Origin of the sequence: Nocardia sp. NPDC051832, from assembly GCF_040681285.1 — a bacterium.
In the GTDB taxonomy this organism is placed as follows: Bacteria; Actinomycetota; Actinomycetes; order Mycobacteriales; family Mycobacteriaceae; genus Nocardia.
In genome coordinates this window covers 1,475,486-1,490,603 of the sequence record NZ_JBFAYL010000003.1, presented here as the reverse complement: position 1 = coordinate 1,490,603, position 15,118 = coordinate 1,475,486, and the positions used below count along the sequence as shown (strand labels likewise).

The following is a 15,118-nucleotide window of genomic DNA, read 5'->3' as shown; positions in this document are numbered from 1 at the left end:
AGGCATGGCTCTGATCGAAACCGACAACGGGCGACGTCCCGCGCTAGCCCTGGCCGCCCTGCTGTTCGGGAGCGGGGTGCTGCACTTCGTCATGCCCAAGCCGTTCGACTCGATAGTGCCGCGGCAGCTGCCTGGGCAGGCACGCAACTACACCTATGCCTCTGGCGTGGCCGAACTCGGTGTGGCGACCGCGCTCGCGCTCCCGCGTACCCGCAGCCTCGGCGGACGGCTGGCGGCGCTGCTTTTCGTCGCAGTGTTCCCGGCGAACGTCCAGATGACAGTGGACATGCTGAACAGCAAGAAGGCGCCGCGGGCGGTGAAAGTCGGCTCGGTACTGCGGCTTCCGCTACAGATCCCGTTGATCACGCAGGCATTGAAGGTGAGTCGCCGGGCGCGGTGACGCGGAACATGAAACAGCCGTAGGCGACATTGCGGCTGTGGACTTCCACGACTCCCGGCTCGGCGAGCACCGCGGTCAGCTGCGCCTCCGCGTCGGTGCCGTCGTGGACGCGGGTCGCGGGTCGGATCCAGCCGCGGGAATCGTAGGCGCGCAACACTTGTGGACGGTCTAGCCAAGCGGCCGGGTAGCTGGAACGCGAGTCCGGACCTGGGCAGGTCGCCGCGTGCGTGAACACCGCGCCTCTCTCCCGGTAGGGGTTGTCCGGCAGCGGCGGTTCGTAGTTGAACAGCACGATGTCTTCCTGTGCGCGGGCGTCGCGCAGGCAGCAGCGCAAGGGTTCACCGCCGTTCGCCCGCATCGCGACCGGGTCGACGCCGGGCTCGGTGATCGGATGGATCCGGAAATCGGTCATGCCCCCAGGTTCACGCAATCAGCGTGCGGGATCCGGCGGGAAAACGACACCGCGTTCTATCGGGCGGGCGGTGGCGCCGAGACGCGAATGAGATCGGCGAGTTCGGCCTGGCCGGGCAGGTAGCCGGGGGCGACGGTGCGGCCGGTGCGGACGTAATGGAAAGCAGCGCTGATCTTCTCCAGCATCGCGGCCTCGGTCGCGCCGGTGCGGGCGGCCATCAGGCGCGCCCAGGCCAGGCGATAGATCGCCAGCTGCATGGCGACGGCCGGTTCGTCGCTGGGTGTCGGCACCGCGCCGGTCTTCCAGTCGACGACGACCCAGCCGCCGCCCGGCTCGGCGAAGACCGCGTCCATGCGACCGCGGATGACGGTGCCCGCGATGGAGGTTTCGAACGGGATCTCCACCTCGACCGGACTCCGGTTCGCCCACGGCGAGTTCAGGAACGCGTCTTGCATCCGGGTGAGCTCGGCATCCACACCCCCGTCCGCGGTTTCGAGCTCACCGACGCCGGGCAGCTGATCCAACCCGACCAGCCGGCTGTCACTGAACCAGCGCTGCACCCAGGCATGGAAGGCAGTGCCGCGCCGCGCCAGCGGATTCGGCGGGAATGGCAGCGGACGCCGCAGCCGGCGAGCGAGTTTCGCCGGATCCGCCCGCATCTCCACCAGCGCGGTCGCCGGAATCTGCCCCGGCAGTTCGACTTCCTCCGCCGCCGCCTGATCGGCTTCGAATTCGGCGAGCAGTGCGTCGACGTCGGCGGCCCAGCCATCCGGGTCATCCGGGTCGGAGGGCGGGGTGTAGTCGTCCGGCGGAGGGATGAAATCGTCCGGGAGCGGGGCGAATTCGTCCAGCAGGGGCGGGACGTCGTCGAAGGCCGCGAATTCGACCAGTGGGTGCGCGAAATCGTCCGGGGGCGGCAGTAGCTCGTCCGGCGGAGGAGGAACATCCGCCCACGGCGCACCTTCGGAATCCTCTGGTGGAGCGGGCAGGTCATCGCGATCTACCGGCGTGGCGAGTTCGCCTGAGGCAGAGGGCTGGTCGGTGGCTTGTGCGTCGGGGCGCACGAAATTCGGGGGCAACGGGACCGAGACAGTGGTGCGCTCGGCACGCTCCCAGGGCGTAGCTGGGCTGGGGCGTGGGGTTTTGTCGTTCCACGGGGCGCTCTGTGGGGCTGTAGGTCCAGTTACGGGTCCCCCCGCCTCGGTGCGCGTGGGGTCCGCGAGTGCAGCTGGTGCAGAGGGTATTTCGACGTCGCCGGTGGTGTCGGGGATCGGGGGGCGGGTGGCTTGGGCGCGGAGTTCGGCCAAGGCGGCGCGGACCATGGCGGCGCCTTGTTCGATGGGGTCGCGGCGGTTGCCGAGGGGGTCGCGGGGCCATTCGGCGGTGGCGGGGTTGTCGGTGAAGGGGTTGACGGCGTCGGGTTCGGGGGGATCGTCCCAGCGTGCGAGGTCGAGGCCGCCGTCGGTGTCGGCGGCGTGCTTCAGTTCCAGGAGAAAGTCGGAGGGGCCCTTGGGGGACGAGCCGGTTTCGGCCCAGTGGTGTGCCGAAACCAGGAGTACGCGTTCGGTTCTGGTGAGCGCGACGTAGAAGAGGCGGCGGTCCTCGTCGAGGCGGCGGCGATCCAGCGCCTCCTTGTGTGACTTGATGGCGCGTTCCAGGTCGGCGCGGTCGTAGAGGTCGGCGAGGTCGAGGACCGGGACGCCCTCGGCGGCGTCTTCCTGAATGCGGTCGCCGCGCAACGTCGTCGGGAGTTCGGCCAGCGCGCCGAGCCAGGTGCCGGACGCGGCGCCGGAGGGGAACACGCCGCGCACCACGTGCGGCACCGCGACGATCTCCCACTCCAGGCCTTTGGCGGCGTGCACGGTCAGAACCTGAACGCGGTCTTTCGCGACTTCGACTTCGCCTGGCTCCAAACCGTTTTCGACGGATTCGGCGGCGGCGAAGAAGGACAGCAGACCGGTTAGTGAGGCGCCGGAATCGGCGGCGTAGCCCGCGACCACCTCGGCGAAAGCGTCCAAATGCTCGCGGCCCGCGCCGGTTCCGGCCATCGCGCGGCGGGCCTGGGTCTCCACACCCACGCCGATAGTGCGTTCGACGTCGGCGACGAGTTCGGCCAAGGGCTGGCCGCTGCGTTCCCGCAGCGCGCCGAGTTCGCGACCGAGGGCTTCGATACGGGCGAAGCCGGAGTCCGAATAGTTCTCCTCGTCACCGGGATCGGCGATAGCGTCGGCGAGACCGGCCTGCTCGGTGGGCTCGGGCGCGACCTCACGCAGCGCTTCCGCCAGCGTGGCGCTGTCGGTGATCTCCCCCGAGTCACCGCCGGATAACCGGCTGATCGACAGATCGCGAGCGCGCCGGGCCAGCGCGGCGATATCGGCGACACCGATGCGCCAGCGTGCGCCGGTGAGGATGCGCATCGCGGCGCTGCCCGCCGCGGGTTCGGCGATCAAGCGCAGTGTCGCGACGATATCGGCGACCTCCGGGGTGGCGAGCAAGCCGCCGAGGCCGACGATCTCCACCGGAAGCCCTTGTGCGCGTAGCGCTTCCGCGAGCGGTGACGCATCGGCATTCCGGCGGACGAGGACCGCGGAGGTCGGCGGCGGCTCTTCGGCCGCCCGCCGTGCCGCCCACTCCGCCGCGATCTTCTCCGCCAGCCACTGCCGCTCCTCGGCAACGGTTTCGGTCAATGCCAGTTCGACGACGCCTTGGCCCGCATCAGGTTTGGCCCGCAGGGCATCAACAGTCACACCGCCCTTGTCGATCGCACTGCGGCGCAGCGGATCCGCCACCAGGTTGGCGACGGCGAGCGCCTCCGGCGGATTGCGCCAGCTGGTGAGCAGCGGCAACGTGGGCGCGGGAATCCCGGGTGCACTCGGGAAGTCGGTGGCGAAGCGCGGCAGGTTCGCGGCGGAGGCACCGCGCCAGCCGTAGATGGACTGCATCGGGTCGCCCACCGCAGTGACCGCCAGCCGTTGTTGTCCGCCTTCGGCTTGCGGTCCAAGGCCGCCGAAAAGGGAAGCGAGCAGCACACGTTGGGCGTGGCCGGTGTCCTGGTATTCGTCGAGCAGAACGAGGCGGAAGCGGGCGCGTTCGGCGGCGGCGACCTCGTGGTGTTCGGCGGCGAGGCGGGCGGCGAGGGACATCTGGGCGCCGAAATCCAGGGCGCCGCGGCGGCGCAAGGCGTCCGCGAGTTGCTGCACCAAGGGCAGCAGGGCGACGCGTTCCTTCTGGACGTCGAGGATGCCGCGCAGGGTTTGGCTGGGTCCACCGCGCTGGCGCGGGCCCGGCGGGAGCGTGTAGACCAGCTTTTCCAGCTCGGTGTGCGCTTCGGCCAGTTGTTCTGCCTCCACCAGGTGTTCGGCGAGCTGCCCGGACAGCGCGAGCACCGCTTCGGTCACCGACACCGGGGTGCGGTCGGTGTCGAGATCGCCATCCCAGTTGCGAACGACCTGGTGGGCGAGCTGCCACAGCTGTGTCTGGGTGAGCAGCGTCGCCGACGGCTCCACGGGCAGCAGCAACCCGTGCTCGGTCAGCAGCCTCCCCGCGTAGGAGTGATAGGTGCTGATCTCCGGCTCGGCACCCGCCAGCTGAGCCCGCAGGTCCCCGGTCGAATCCAGCTCCCGCAGCAGCGGCGCGCCCGCCAGGCGTGCGAGCCGGGTCCGGATACGAGAAGTCAACTGCTGTGCGGCTTTTCGGGTAAATGTCAGCCCCAGCACCTGATCCGGCAGCACCAGCCGATTGGCCACCATCCACACCACGCGAGCGGCCATGGTCTCGGTTTTCCCGGCCCCGGCCCCGGCCACCACCAACGTCGGCCCCGCCGGCGCGGCGATCACCGCCGCCTGCTCATCCGTCGGCGGCGGCAGCCCGAGCGCCTCGGCCAACTGCCGCGGGGTCACCGTGGTCATTCGTCGGTCACCTGCCGCCCAGTGTCTTGGACGGGGCAGGAGCCCGCTACGGCGCAGTGGCGACAGCCGTCATTGCGCATAGCGAGGTAGCTGGGGCCGCGCGTTGATGCGGCCGCGTCGTGGATGGTTGTGCGCCACTGGTCGAGGGCTTCCGCGTCCAACGGGGGTTGCAGGCGTTGGGTGGCGCCTTCTTTGGCGCTGGGTTTGGCGACGTAGACAAGGCGGGCACCGCCGGGTTCAGCGGTCAGCTGGGCCTCCGGCCCATCGGCAGGCGCAGACTCAACTGGCACGTCAGCGGATTCGATGGCATCGGCGGCGGCATCAGGCGTTGCGCCGGCGCCGGCATCGACGGTCGCGTTGGCGTCGAGGGTCGCGTTGGCGTCGAGGGTCGCGGCGGCGTCGAGGGTCGCGGCGGCGGGATCCGCAGGAGCGCCTGCATCGACGGTCGCGACGGCCTCAGCGGCCTCAGCGGTCGCGACGGCTTCGGCGGGCGCGGCGGAAGCATCGGCATCGGCGTTGGCTGTGCTGGGATCGTTTGTGGTGCTGTCGCTTTCGCCGAGGGCGGCGTCGAGGGCGCCCATGGCGGCGGCGACCTGGTAGGTGGCGAGTTGGGCGTGGTCGACCGCGGCTTGTTTGGTGATCGGGGATTTGCCGGTTTTGACGTCGACGATGACGAAGCGGCCCAGGGCGTCGCGTTCCAGGCGGTCGACGCGGCCGCGGATGCGGACGCCGCGTTCGTCGGCGGAGCGGGCGGGGAGTTCGCAGTCGACCGGGATTTCGATGCCGGCCTGGGTGAGTTCGCCGCGAGTGTTGTGCACCCAGGCCATGAAGGTTTCCAGCATGGCTTCGGTGCGGCGGAGTTCCTGGCGGGAGTGCCAGCCGGTGCCGGGATCGATAGCGCGCCAGGCCTTGTCGAGGGCGGCACGTACCTGGGATTCGGGGACGCGGCCCGCCAGGGCTTGGACCAGGGTGTGGACCAGGTTGCCTTTGACGGCGTGCGGGTTGTCGCCGTCGGTGCCGCCGTGCCGTTCCAGCGCCCAGCGCAGCGGGCAGGTGCGCAGCAATTCCACGGTGGACGGGGACAGGGCGACGGCGCTCTCGTCGTCGGCCCACAGGGAGTCGTCGGAGCTCAGAGCGCTTGTGCCGTACCAGTCTTCGGGGTGGGTTCCGGGCACTCCGGCTTGCGCGAGCCGGGCCAGCTGGTGCGCGGCGCGGGCGCGGCGCTCCGGGTCGGACTCGGGATCGCAGACCACACCGCGCAATTCGGCGACCAGGGAGTGCATGACCAAGGCGCGTCCCGGATCCGCGATGGGGAGTACGCCGGGTTCGCTGTCGTCGTCGTGGCCGAGCAGTTCGGCCAGGAAGCGGGAGGGTACGAGATCCCGTTCACCCGAGACGGATTCGACCGCGGTGACCAGTAGCGACCGCCGAGCCCGACTGCAAGCGACGAGCAGCAACCTGCGTTCCTCGGCGAGGATCGGCGCGGCGCGGCTCACCTGTTCGCCCAGGTCGATGCCCGCCGTGAGATCGACCAGATCCTCGGTGTGCAGCAGCGTCCCGCGCGGGCGGGTATTCGGCCAGATGCCCTCCTGCACCGCGGCGACCGCGACCACGTCCCATTCCCGGCCCGCCGCGGCATGCGCGCTGAGCAGCGCCACGGCTTCACCCGGCGCGGTCAACGGGGCGGTATCTTGTGGGATCTCCTGCTGCACAAGGTATTCGACGAATCCCTCGATACTTGCCCGCGGCAACCGGTCCACATAGGCGGCGGCGGTGTCGAACAATCCGACCGCGGCGTCGAGATCGCGATCGGCCTGCATACCCACCGCACCGCCGCGCTCGGACTGCGACACCCAGCGCCGCTCCAACTGCGAGCTGATCCACAGCGCCCACATCACGTCTTCGAGCCCCGACCCGCCCTTGCGCGCCTTCGCCGCGCGATCGAGCGCGTCGAGCACCCGGCGCAACGGCCGAGCCTCGACATCGGTCAGCTTGTCCATGATGACGCGATCGATCTCACCGATCAGCAAGCCGCGCAGCACTTCCGCCGACGACAACTCGATCAGCGCGGCCGGATCCAACGTCAGCCCGGCCGCAACCCCGGAAACCTCGGCGATCTCGACCGCACGCCGCTCAGGCTCGCTCGGCACCACCGGCGGCCGCCCCCGCCTGCTGTCGTCAGCATGCTCGGCAACCTCCAGACCCCAGTCCGAATCATCGCCGTACCAATCGGATTCACTGACCCACTGCTCCGGATCATAGGAACCCCAGTCCGGGTCCTCGACCTCAGCCGCAGGTTCACCCCCTCGGCCGCCTCGATCATCCGCCGACGCGGCGCTTTCCAGAGCCGAGCCCGATTCCGCGGCGTCCTCGAAATCGACTCGCAACCAATCAGGCTCGCGGACCGGCTCGTCATCGTCCGGATCGCGCCCGGTATCCACGGACAACCGGTCGCCGGTATCGTCCGTCGGCTCGGCACTGCCACCGCCGTCCGGTGCCGACGCCGTCTCAGCGGTGTCGGATCGTGCAATCGCGCGATCCAGCGGTGCCGCCGCGACGCCTTCGGCCGCGGCATCGCCTTCAGAACCGTCCAGCGCTACATCGCCCTCGGATTCCTCTGTCCAATCATCGTCGGCTCGGAGCCAATCGGTCTCGGCGATAAACCGGTCATCCCCCGAACCGACCAGGTCGGCGTCCGGGAGATCGGCGTCCGACCTCTCCGGGTCGTCGTTTCCCGCGCCGTTGCGCGGTTTGCGCTGCGACTCCAGCACGCTGCGGCGGATACCGCGGCGGAGGCGGCGCAAGGTGATCTGATCAGCGCCACCCAGCGGACCGCCGAGGAGGTCCAGTGCATCGTCGGCGGTGAACAGCTCCGTCGCCACGCGGCGCGACCGTTCCGCGGCGAGCAGGGCGCGCAACGCGAGCAGCATCCAGGCCGCGCCGCGCCGCCGGGCCAGTGGTACGTCGAGGGCGGGCTGCTGGACCGGGACGCCGGCGGCGAGCAGGGCGCGGCGGAGCGGGGCGAGGGAGAGGGGGACCGAGCGGACGATCACGGCCATGTTCGACCACGGCACGCCGTGCGTGAGGTGGGCGCGCCGCAAATGGTCAGCGATCAGTGCGGCTTCCTTGGCCGGGGTGGCCAGGACGCGGACTCGGACGGTGGCGCCGTCGTCGTCTGGTTCGTCGGCGCGGTTGGGCAGGGTGAAGCGCTGGGGGGCGCTGGCGGGCAACTTGGCGGCGACCCGGGCGAGCGCCAGGTGCACGGTGGCTCCGGATCTTTGGTTGCGGCGCAGGATGATTCGGCGTTCGGCGGGGACGTCCAGATCGGCGACGAAGCTGGAGTCGGCGCCGCGGAAGGTGAAGATGGCCTGGTCGGGGTCGCCGGCGACGACGGCGGTGCGCGCGGCGGTGCCGATCACCCGGACCAGCAGCGCGGCCTGCGGGTCGAGGTGCTGCGCGTCGTCTACCAGCAGGTACCGGATGCGGTTGCGTTCGGCGGCCAGCAGACTCGCGTCGGCGGCGAGAGCGTCGAGGGCGGCGCCGATGAGTTCGGCGGCGTCCAGCGCCGGGGCGGTGGCCTCGGGGGCCTCCACGCCGACCGACCAGCGCAGCAGCATCGCCTGCTCGTAGCGCACCGCGAACCGGCCCGCCGCGACCCATTCGGACTTGCCGTGTTCCCGGCCGAGCTTGATCAGATCCTCGGGCCCGATGCCGCGTTCGGTGGCCCGCAACATCAAATCCCGCAACTGTTCGGCGAACCCGCCGAGGGCGAGCGCGGGTTGCAGCCGCTGCGGCCACAGCGCGTCGTTTCCGTCGGCGATGTCCGTCAAGTCCCCGCGCAGCATTTCGCGCAGCACGGCATCCTGCTCGGCACCGGTCAGCAAACGCGGCGGCGGGTTGCCGTGCACCAGCGCGTGCCGTCGCAGCACCGAGAACGCGTAGGAGTGCAGCGTCCGCACCAGCGGTTCCCGAGTGGCGCCGGGCACCCCGCCGTCCAGCCCGTCCGGCCCGGACAGCCGGGCGGTGATGGCGTCGCGCACGCCGCGCGCCGCCTGCTTGGAATGGGTCAGGAGCAGCACCGATTCCGGATCCGCGCCGGCCGCGATCCGTTCGGCGGCCAAGTCGATCAACAGCGAGGTCTTGCCGGTGCCCGGCCCGCCGAGCACCTGCCACGGGCGCCACCCCGGACGCGCCGCCGCCTCGGCCGCATGGGCTTCGAACAGCGCGCGCACCTCAGCGCCCCAGAGCCGCGCCCCGGGTGCCGCTGCGTTCCGGCGAACAAGTCGCACCGCGCTATCCGATCGCACCACGCGGGCTATTGCAACAGACACGACCGACACACCGAGCGGCCACTCCGGACTCAGGTAGTCAACATCACCGTCGCCGCGCGTTCACCTTTCCGTTCCGGGCCGACAAGTGGGACACCACCGTGGCGCCTTCTGCCGTTTCGCCTCGGTCATGTCCCACGTATCGAGACGACCGCAGCGGTCTGGGTGGTTGTGATGATGCCCTGGGCCTCTGACAGGTTGCGCGGGGCGGCTGTTCGGTGGAACGGATAGGTTGGGCGGCATGCGTCAGAGACGAAGCCGTGTGTTGCGGGGCGCCGCGATCATCCTTGTGGTGGCGGGGCTGACCGCGGGCTGCGGGTCCGGGTCCGAACAACCGCCGGAACCGGCGAAGAACGCACAGCCGGCGTGGCCGGCCAAGATCGCCTTCGACGACTCGAAGTCGATCTTCGTGATGAATCCGGATGGCACCGGGATCACCCGGATCGCCGCCGGCACGGATCCGAACTTCGCCGCGGACGGGTCCAAGCTGGTGATCGGCGGCGGCTGGATTTCGACCATGGCGCCGGACGGCAGCGGTCTGCGCAAGCTCGCCGAAGGCGGATACGACCCCACCTTCTCCGCCGACGGCACCCGGATCGCCTTCGCGCGCGGCGGCGCGATCTTCGTGATGAACACCGACGGCGGCGAATTGCGGCAACTCGGCGACCTGCCGGCCCCCACCGGTCCGAACCAGGCGTCCTCGCAGAGTCCGGCCTTCGCACCCGACGGTTCCACGATCGCCTTCACCCGAGGCGGCGCGATCTGGGTGATGGCCGCCGACGGCACCGGCGCCCGGCAACTGCTGGCGGACCCGCACTTCAACAGCAACCCGGTCTTCAGCCCGGACGGCGCGACCATCGTGTTCGCCAGCAACCGGGGCGGGAAGAACCGGTCCGAGCTGTACGCGATGAACGCCGACGGCACCGGCGTCCGGGCGCTCACCGACGACTGGACCGTGCATCCGGCCTTCTCCCCGGACGGTGCGCAGATCGTCTACACCCGCGCGCGGTCGGCGCCGGAGAGCGGCGCCGAAATCTGGGTGATGAACCGCGACGGCAGCGACCCGCATCTGCTCTCCGATCCGGAACAGGTTGCGCAGCATGCCAGTTGGAGCGCCGGATCCGGCTCCTGACGGACCGCGCATGCGGGCGGGCGGCGGAGCCGACAGAATGGGGCGGGTGTCGACTTTGCATGTTCATCGATTCGGGCCTGCCACGGGGCCGGTGCTGCTGGCGCTACACGGGTTGACCGGGCACGGGAAGCGGTGGGCGGCGCTGGCCGAGGAACACCTGCCCGACGTCCGGATCATCGCGCCGGATCTGCGTGGGCACGGCCGCTCCACCGCGCTGCCGCCCTGGGATTTCGAGACCATCGTGGCCGATCTGGTGGAACTGCTCGCCGCGGAGACCGCGGAACCGGTGCTGGTGGTGGGCCATTCGTTCGGGGCCGCGAGCGCGATCCACCTGGCCCATCGGCATCCCGAACTAGTGCGCGGCCTGGTCCTGCTGGATCCCGCGATCGCGCTCGAGCCGGGCCTGTTGCACGACATCGCGGTGCGCGGCATCACCCATCCGGATTACGCCGACCTCGAGCACGCCCGGCAGGACAAGCTGGCCAGCGCCTGGCACGACGTCGAATCCCGGGTGCTGGACGCCGAACTCGCCGAGCACCTGGTGCCGACCGCGGACGGACGGGTGGCCTGGCGGCTCAGTGTGCCCGCGATCACCTCCTACTGGGGCCAGCTGGCGCGCGAGTTCGTGCTGCCGCCCGCCGACCTGCCGACGGTGCTGGTGCAGGCGATGAAGGTGCAGCCGCCGTTCGTGACTCCGGCGTTCCGCGCGGCGCTCGCCGCGCACCTGGGCGCCCGGCTGACGGTGCACGAGTTCGATTGCGATCACATGGTGTCGCAGGCCCGGCCCGCCGAGACGGCGGCGCTGCTCCGCGCGGCGCTGTAAGCCATGCCCACCACCGATGCTCAGATCGAGCTGGTGCGCGCCCTGGTGGCACAGATCCCGCCCGGTCGGGTCGCCACCTACGGCGACATCGCCGCGGCGGCCGGGTTGTCCACCCCGCGCACCGTCGGCTGGATCATGCGCACCGACTCCGCCGATCTGCCGTGGCACCGCGTGCTCGGCGCGAGCGGCAAACCCGCTGCGCACCTCGCGCATCGCCAGCTGCGACGACTCGCCGAGGAGGGTGTCCCGATCCGGGACGGACGAGTGGACTTGCGGGACGCACGTTTCCGGTTTCCCGAACTTCCGGATTAGCCACTCCGTTCGGGTTACCGTTGTCGGATGTCCACTCGACTGGCGTGTGTCGTGTTCGAGGCAGACCGGCCCCGGGCCGTCGCGGATTTCTGGGCCGAATTGCTGGGTTGGGCGGTGACGCTGGACCGCCCGCACGAAGTGGATGTGGCCGCTCCCGACCCCGCCGGCTTGGACATCGCCCTCACCTTCCTACCGGCGACCCGGCAGAAAGTCGGCAAGAACCGCATCCATCTCGACCTGGCCAGCCGTTCGGTGGATCATCAACGCGTCCAGGTCGATCGGGCCCTGTCGCTGGGCGCGCGCCGCATCGACATCGGCCAGGGCAGCGTCCCGTGGGTCGTGCTCGCCGATCCCGAGGGCAACGAGTTCTGCGTCCTGGAACCCCGCGAGCACTACGTCGACACCGGCGCGGTCGCCGCCATCGTAGTCGACACCCGCGACCCGGCCCGCCTGTCCGAATTCTGGTCGACCGCCTCGGGCTGGCCGGTCACCCACACCGGATCCGAAGTGGCGGGCCTGCGCTCGGCGACCGGCCTGGGCTGCTGGCTCGAATTCGTCCGCACCCCGGACGAGAAGTCCGGCCGCAACCGACTACGCCTCAACCTGACCTCGTTCCCCGCGGGCAACCCGGCCGAGGACGTCCGCCGGCTGCGCGCCGCCGGCGCCACCCCGCTCATCACCGCCGAACCCGACTTCGCCACCGACGCCTTCACCTTGGCCGACCCGGAAACCAACGAATTCAGCGTCCTGACAACCTATTCCGACTTCACCCCGGTGTGATTCCGATGCCGGTCAGCTGATCCTGATGAAGCCGTGGCGGCACCGCCCCGGCTTCCTCAGGATCTGGCCCCGGCGACCAGATCGACCCGCCGAAATCAGGGCGCTGAGCTGGGGCGGCTTGCCGAGGAGCGGGCGGGTGTGCGGGGTGGGGCGGGTGGACGAATTAGCATGTCGGCCATGTTGTCTCTAGCCTCGACTCGCCTATCGTGACCGCCGCCGACGCGATTGTGCTCGCTGGGGGGCGGGCCAGCCGGATGGGTGGGGTGGATAAGCCGGCGATCGTGATCGGCGGCCGGTCCATGCTGGACGCGGCGCTCGCGGCGGTTGGGGGGTGTGCGCGGACCGTGGTGGTCGGGCCGTATCGGGCGGAGTTGGATCCGGCGGTTTTGCAGGTGCGCGAGGTGCCGCCGGGGTCTGGGCCGGTGGCGGCGATCGAGGCCGGGTTGCATGCGTTGCATCCGGAGCCGGCGCCGTTGGTGGTGGTGCTGGCCGCGGATATGCCGTTCCTGACCGACACCGCGATCAGTGAATTGCTCAGGCAGGAGAGCGAAACCGGTGCGGACGCGGTGTTCGCGGCGGACAAGTCGGGGCGGCCGCAGTATCTGATCGGGGTGTGGCGGCGGTCGGCGCTGGTTTCGGCACTGGCGCAACTGGATTCGCTGGTGAATCAGCCGATGAAGGCGCTGGTTCCGGATGAGACGGTGACCGTGCATCTGTCGGGGGTCGCCGATTGCGACACCGTCGAGGAGGTGCGGCGGGCGCAGGCGGCGGCCGAGGGTGCCGCCCCGCGGCGCGAAGTCGCGGCCGAAAGCACCGGCGAAGCGCCTTCCGGGCGGCCGCTACCGCTCGATGAAGCGCGAAATCTGCTGCGCGCCAGACTTTCCAAGCTCACCGCGTACGAGACCGAGCTGCGGGCCGTGCGTGGCGCGGCGCTCGCCGCGCCGATTCTCGCCGCCGGGGCACTGCCACGGTTCGATGTGTCCGCCATGGACGGGTATGCCGTCGCCGGTGACGGTCCCTGGCAGTTGCGGCGCGATATCGGCTTCGCGGGTGGTCAGCGCCCGGTCGGGCTGTTGTCCGGCGAGGCGGTGCGCATCGCGACCGGAGCGCATGTGCCCGATGGAACCACCGCTGTGCTGCGGGACGAATTCACCAGTGTCACAGCGGACAACGTGCTCGAACGGCTGCCCGATTCGCCGGTGCGCGACGATATCCGCCGACGTGGCGACGACCGCGGCCCCGGCGATTTGATCGCCGCTGAGGCCACCCTGGTTACCTCCGGCCTGATCTCGGCCGCGGCGAGCGTCGAGGTGACCGAGGCGCTGGTGCGCGGTCCGGTGCGCGCCCGAATCATCATGACCGGTGACGAGATTCGCAGTGACGGTCCGTTGCAGACCGGTCAGACTCGCGACTCCATCGGACCGATTCTTCCGGATATGCTGTCCTGGTACGGCATTCGCACCGTGGACCGGGTACATCTGCGTGACACACCCAGCGGCTTCGACGATGTCCTCAGCACGGCAGGTGAATTCGATCTGCTGGTCATTGTCGGTGCGACCGGTGGCGGCGCGGCCGATCAGTTGCGCGGCGCGATCGCCCGGGCGGCGGCGGAACTGCTGGTGCCGCGTCTGGAACTGCGGCCCGGCGGTTCCACGGTGGTGGCCGAACTTTCCTCCCGCACAACACTTCTCGGCCTTCCTGGGAATCCGTTCGCGGCCGTCGCCACGCTGATGGCGCTGGCTCCCGCCATCGTCGAAGGCCGCACCGGAGCGCATGCGAACCGCCCCCACATCGGCCCGCTGCACAACGCCTACTCCGTCGCGGGCCCGATACCCCGCGTGATTCCGGCCCGACGCGCGCCCTTCGGCGGTTTCCTCGCCGAACCGCAGCACTCCACCGCCCACCTCGGCGGGCTGATCGATCGCGACGGGCTGGTCATCGTCCCCGCGCACGCCACAGACGGCACCCCGGTCGAATTCCTCCCGCTGCACAGCTGACGCCGGAGCATTACCTCTCAGGTAATTGGCAAGGGTGATGGCGGCACCTACCGTCGAGGCGACCCCCTCCTCGAAGGAAACGCCAATGCCCGCCTATGGTTTCGCGCACCTGCACACCCGCCGCCCACACGTCGAAATACTAGAATACCTGGAGCGCATCCAGGCCACCATGGACCCGTTCGACGGCCGTTTCCTCGTGCACGGACCGCCGCTGGAAGTCCTGGAGGGCGAGTGGCCGGGAACCATGGTCCTGATGGAATTCCCCGACGTCGAGCACGCCCGCGCCTGGTACGACTCCCCCGCCTATCAGGAGATCCTCCCGCTGCGCGCCGACCACATCGACGGAAACCTGGTGCTGGTCGACGGCGTCGGGCCCGACTACGACCCGCGCAAGCGCGCCGCAGAGTTGCGCGCGGAACTGCCGGGCTAGGCCACCGGTTCCGTACCACCGTTGCGACACCGAAAAGTGCCCGATGCCCGCTTCTACTTGGGAAGCAGCGCCGCGCGGAGGCGCTCCGGGTCATCCGTGCTCAGCAGTAGCGCGCGAGCGGACACTCGCTGGAGCAGCTGAGTCCGGGCCGCGACGGCGGTCGTCAACTCGACTCGCAGCAGTGGCGACGACGGCGACCGGATCAGCGACAACAGGCCTGTGTCCTCGTCGAAATCCAAGCCGAGCTGTGCCGGACGCCGCACCGTCGGCTGGTACGGGGTGACGGAGGCGATGGCCGAGAGCGGCACGTTCGCCGCCGCCAGCCAGCCGAACCGGGCCCGCAGCGCACCCGCGGTCACCCGGTGCACGCTCCACGTCGGCGATGCCACGGCGACGACGAACAGCAGCGTCAACGAACCGGCCACCACGTCCACCACCAACACAACAGATCGCGGCGCAACGGCTTCCACGATCAGATGCAGAACGACCGCTTCGAGCACTCCGAACGCGGCGATGCCGCCCACTAGTGCGAGCCAGCCACCGCGCCGACCCATGCCTATCCGCAGCTGCTTCTCGGTCACCGGCTCAGTTTAGGC

11 protein-coding genes are annotated in these 15,118 nt (G+C 70.2%); 7 read left to right on the top strand and 4 right to left on the bottom strand.

All coding sequences use genetic code 11. The features are described 5' to 3' along the window. Positions 1-4: 4 nt before the first annotated feature. On the top strand, positions 5-400 hold the full coding sequence (locus tag AB0M14_RS24560; RefSeq protein WP_364998592.1) for a hypothetical protein: 396 nt from the start codon (positions 5-7) through the stop codon (positions 398-400). On the opposite strand, the gene AB0M14_RS24555 is transcribed toward AB0M14_RS24560, so the two are convergent. From AB0M14_RS24555 to AB0M14_RS24545, 3 genes are read right to left on the bottom strand one after another with little or no spacing between them, the layout of a single operon-like run. Continuing rightward, positions 363-812, bottom strand: coding sequence for a DUF1203 domain-containing protein (locus AB0M14_RS24555; protein WP_364998591.1), 450 nt, complete (start codon positions 810-812; stop codon positions 363-365). The two genes, AB0M14_RS24560 and AB0M14_RS24555, sit on opposite strands and share 38 nt — an antisense overlap. A gap of 56 nt (positions 813-868) precedes the next feature. Beyond that, positions 869-4,720, bottom strand: a complete 3,852-nt coding sequence (locus AB0M14_RS24550) for a UvrD-helicase domain-containing protein (RefSeq protein WP_364998590.1) — start codon at positions 4,718-4,720, stop codon at positions 869-871. Further along, positions 4,717-9,027 carry a PD-(D/E)XK nuclease family protein gene (locus tag AB0M14_RS24545; protein WP_364999063.1) on the bottom strand — a complete coding sequence of 1,437 codons (4,311 nt, stop codon included), beginning with the start codon at positions 9,025-9,027 and terminating at the stop codon, positions 4,717-4,719. The genes AB0M14_RS24550 and AB0M14_RS24545 overlap by 4 nt, the downstream gene beginning before the upstream one ends. Positions 9,028-9,289: 262 nt before the next feature. On the opposite strand from AB0M14_RS24545, the gene AB0M14_RS24540 reads away from it, so the two are divergent. The 6 genes from AB0M14_RS24540 to AB0M14_RS24515 all read left to right on the top strand — a co-directional run bounded on the left by AB0M14_RS24540 (position 9,290) and on the right by AB0M14_RS24515 (position 14,522). After that, complete coding sequence (locus AB0M14_RS24540) at positions 9,290-10,180, top strand: hypothetical protein (protein WP_364998589.1); 891 nt, start codon at positions 9,290-9,292, stop codon at positions 10,178-10,180. Positions 10,181-10,217: 37 nt separating this feature from the next. Continuing rightward, a complete protein-coding gene (locus tag AB0M14_RS24535) occupies positions 10,218-11,003 on the top strand; it encodes an alpha/beta fold hydrolase (RefSeq protein WP_364999061.1) in 786 nt (261 codons plus the stop codon). 3 nt (positions 11,004-11,006) lie between these two features. After that, the gene (locus AB0M14_RS24530) at positions 11,007-11,315 is read left to right on the top strand and encodes an MGMT family protein (protein WP_364998588.1); all 309 of its coding nucleotides are present in this window, start codon (positions 11,007-11,009) and stop codon (positions 11,313-11,315) included. 27 nt (positions 11,316-11,342) lie between these two features. Further along, on the top strand, positions 11,343-12,095 hold the full coding sequence (locus tag AB0M14_RS24525; RefSeq protein ID WP_364998587.1) for a VOC family protein: 753 nt from the start codon (positions 11,343-11,345) through the stop codon (positions 12,093-12,095). 206 nt (positions 12,096-12,301) lie between these two features. Beyond that, on the top strand, positions 12,302-14,092 hold the full coding sequence (locus AB0M14_RS24520) for an NTP transferase domain-containing protein (protein ID WP_364998586.1): 1,791 nt from the start codon (positions 12,302-12,304) through the stop codon (positions 14,090-14,092). An 85-nt stretch (positions 14,093-14,177) separates the two neighbouring features. Next, positions 14,178-14,522 (top strand): DUF1330 domain-containing protein, encoded by a 345-nt coding sequence (locus tag AB0M14_RS24515; protein ID WP_364998585.1) that lies wholly within the window; start codon positions 14,178-14,180, stop codon positions 14,520-14,522. A gap of 53 nt (positions 14,523-14,575) precedes the next feature. On the opposite strand, the gene AB0M14_RS24510 is transcribed toward AB0M14_RS24515, so the two are convergent. Continuing rightward, on the bottom strand, positions 14,576-15,103 hold the full coding sequence (locus AB0M14_RS24510; RefSeq protein ID WP_364998584.1) for a hypothetical protein: 528 nt from the start codon (positions 15,101-15,103) through the stop codon (positions 14,576-14,578). Positions 15,104-15,118: the final 15 nt, after the last annotated feature.

Bases quoted from the DNA above. Each gene is read 5' to 3' on its own strand.
- AB0M14_RS24560 (WP_364998592.1), top strand. From the start codon at position 5: ATGGCTCTGATCGAAACCGACAACGGGCGACGTCCCGCGCTAGCCCTG.
- AB0M14_RS24555 (WP_364998591.1), bottom strand. From the start codon at position 812: ATGACCGATTTCCGGATCCATCCGATCACCGAGCCCGGCGTCGACCCG.
- AB0M14_RS24550 (WP_364998590.1), bottom strand. From the start codon at position 4,720: ATGACCACGGTGACCCCGCGGCAGTTGGCCGAGGCGCTCGGGCTGCCG.
- AB0M14_RS24540 (WP_364998589.1), top strand. From the start codon at position 9,290: ATGCGTCAGAGACGAAGCCGTGTGTTGCGGGGCGCCGCGATCATCCTT.
- AB0M14_RS24535 (WP_364999061.1), top strand. From the start codon at position 10,218: ATGGGGCGGGTGTCGACTTTGCATGTTCATCGATTCGGGCCTGCCACG.
- AB0M14_RS24530 (WP_364998588.1), top strand. From the start codon at position 11,007: ATGCCCACCACCGATGCTCAGATCGAGCTGGTGCGCGCCCTGGTGGCA.
- AB0M14_RS24525 (WP_364998587.1), top strand. From the start codon at position 11,343: ATGTCCACTCGACTGGCGTGTGTCGTGTTCGAGGCAGACCGGCCCCGG.
- AB0M14_RS24515 (WP_364998585.1), top strand. From the start codon at position 14,178: ATGCCCGCCTATGGTTTCGCGCACCTGCACACCCGCCGCCCACACGTC.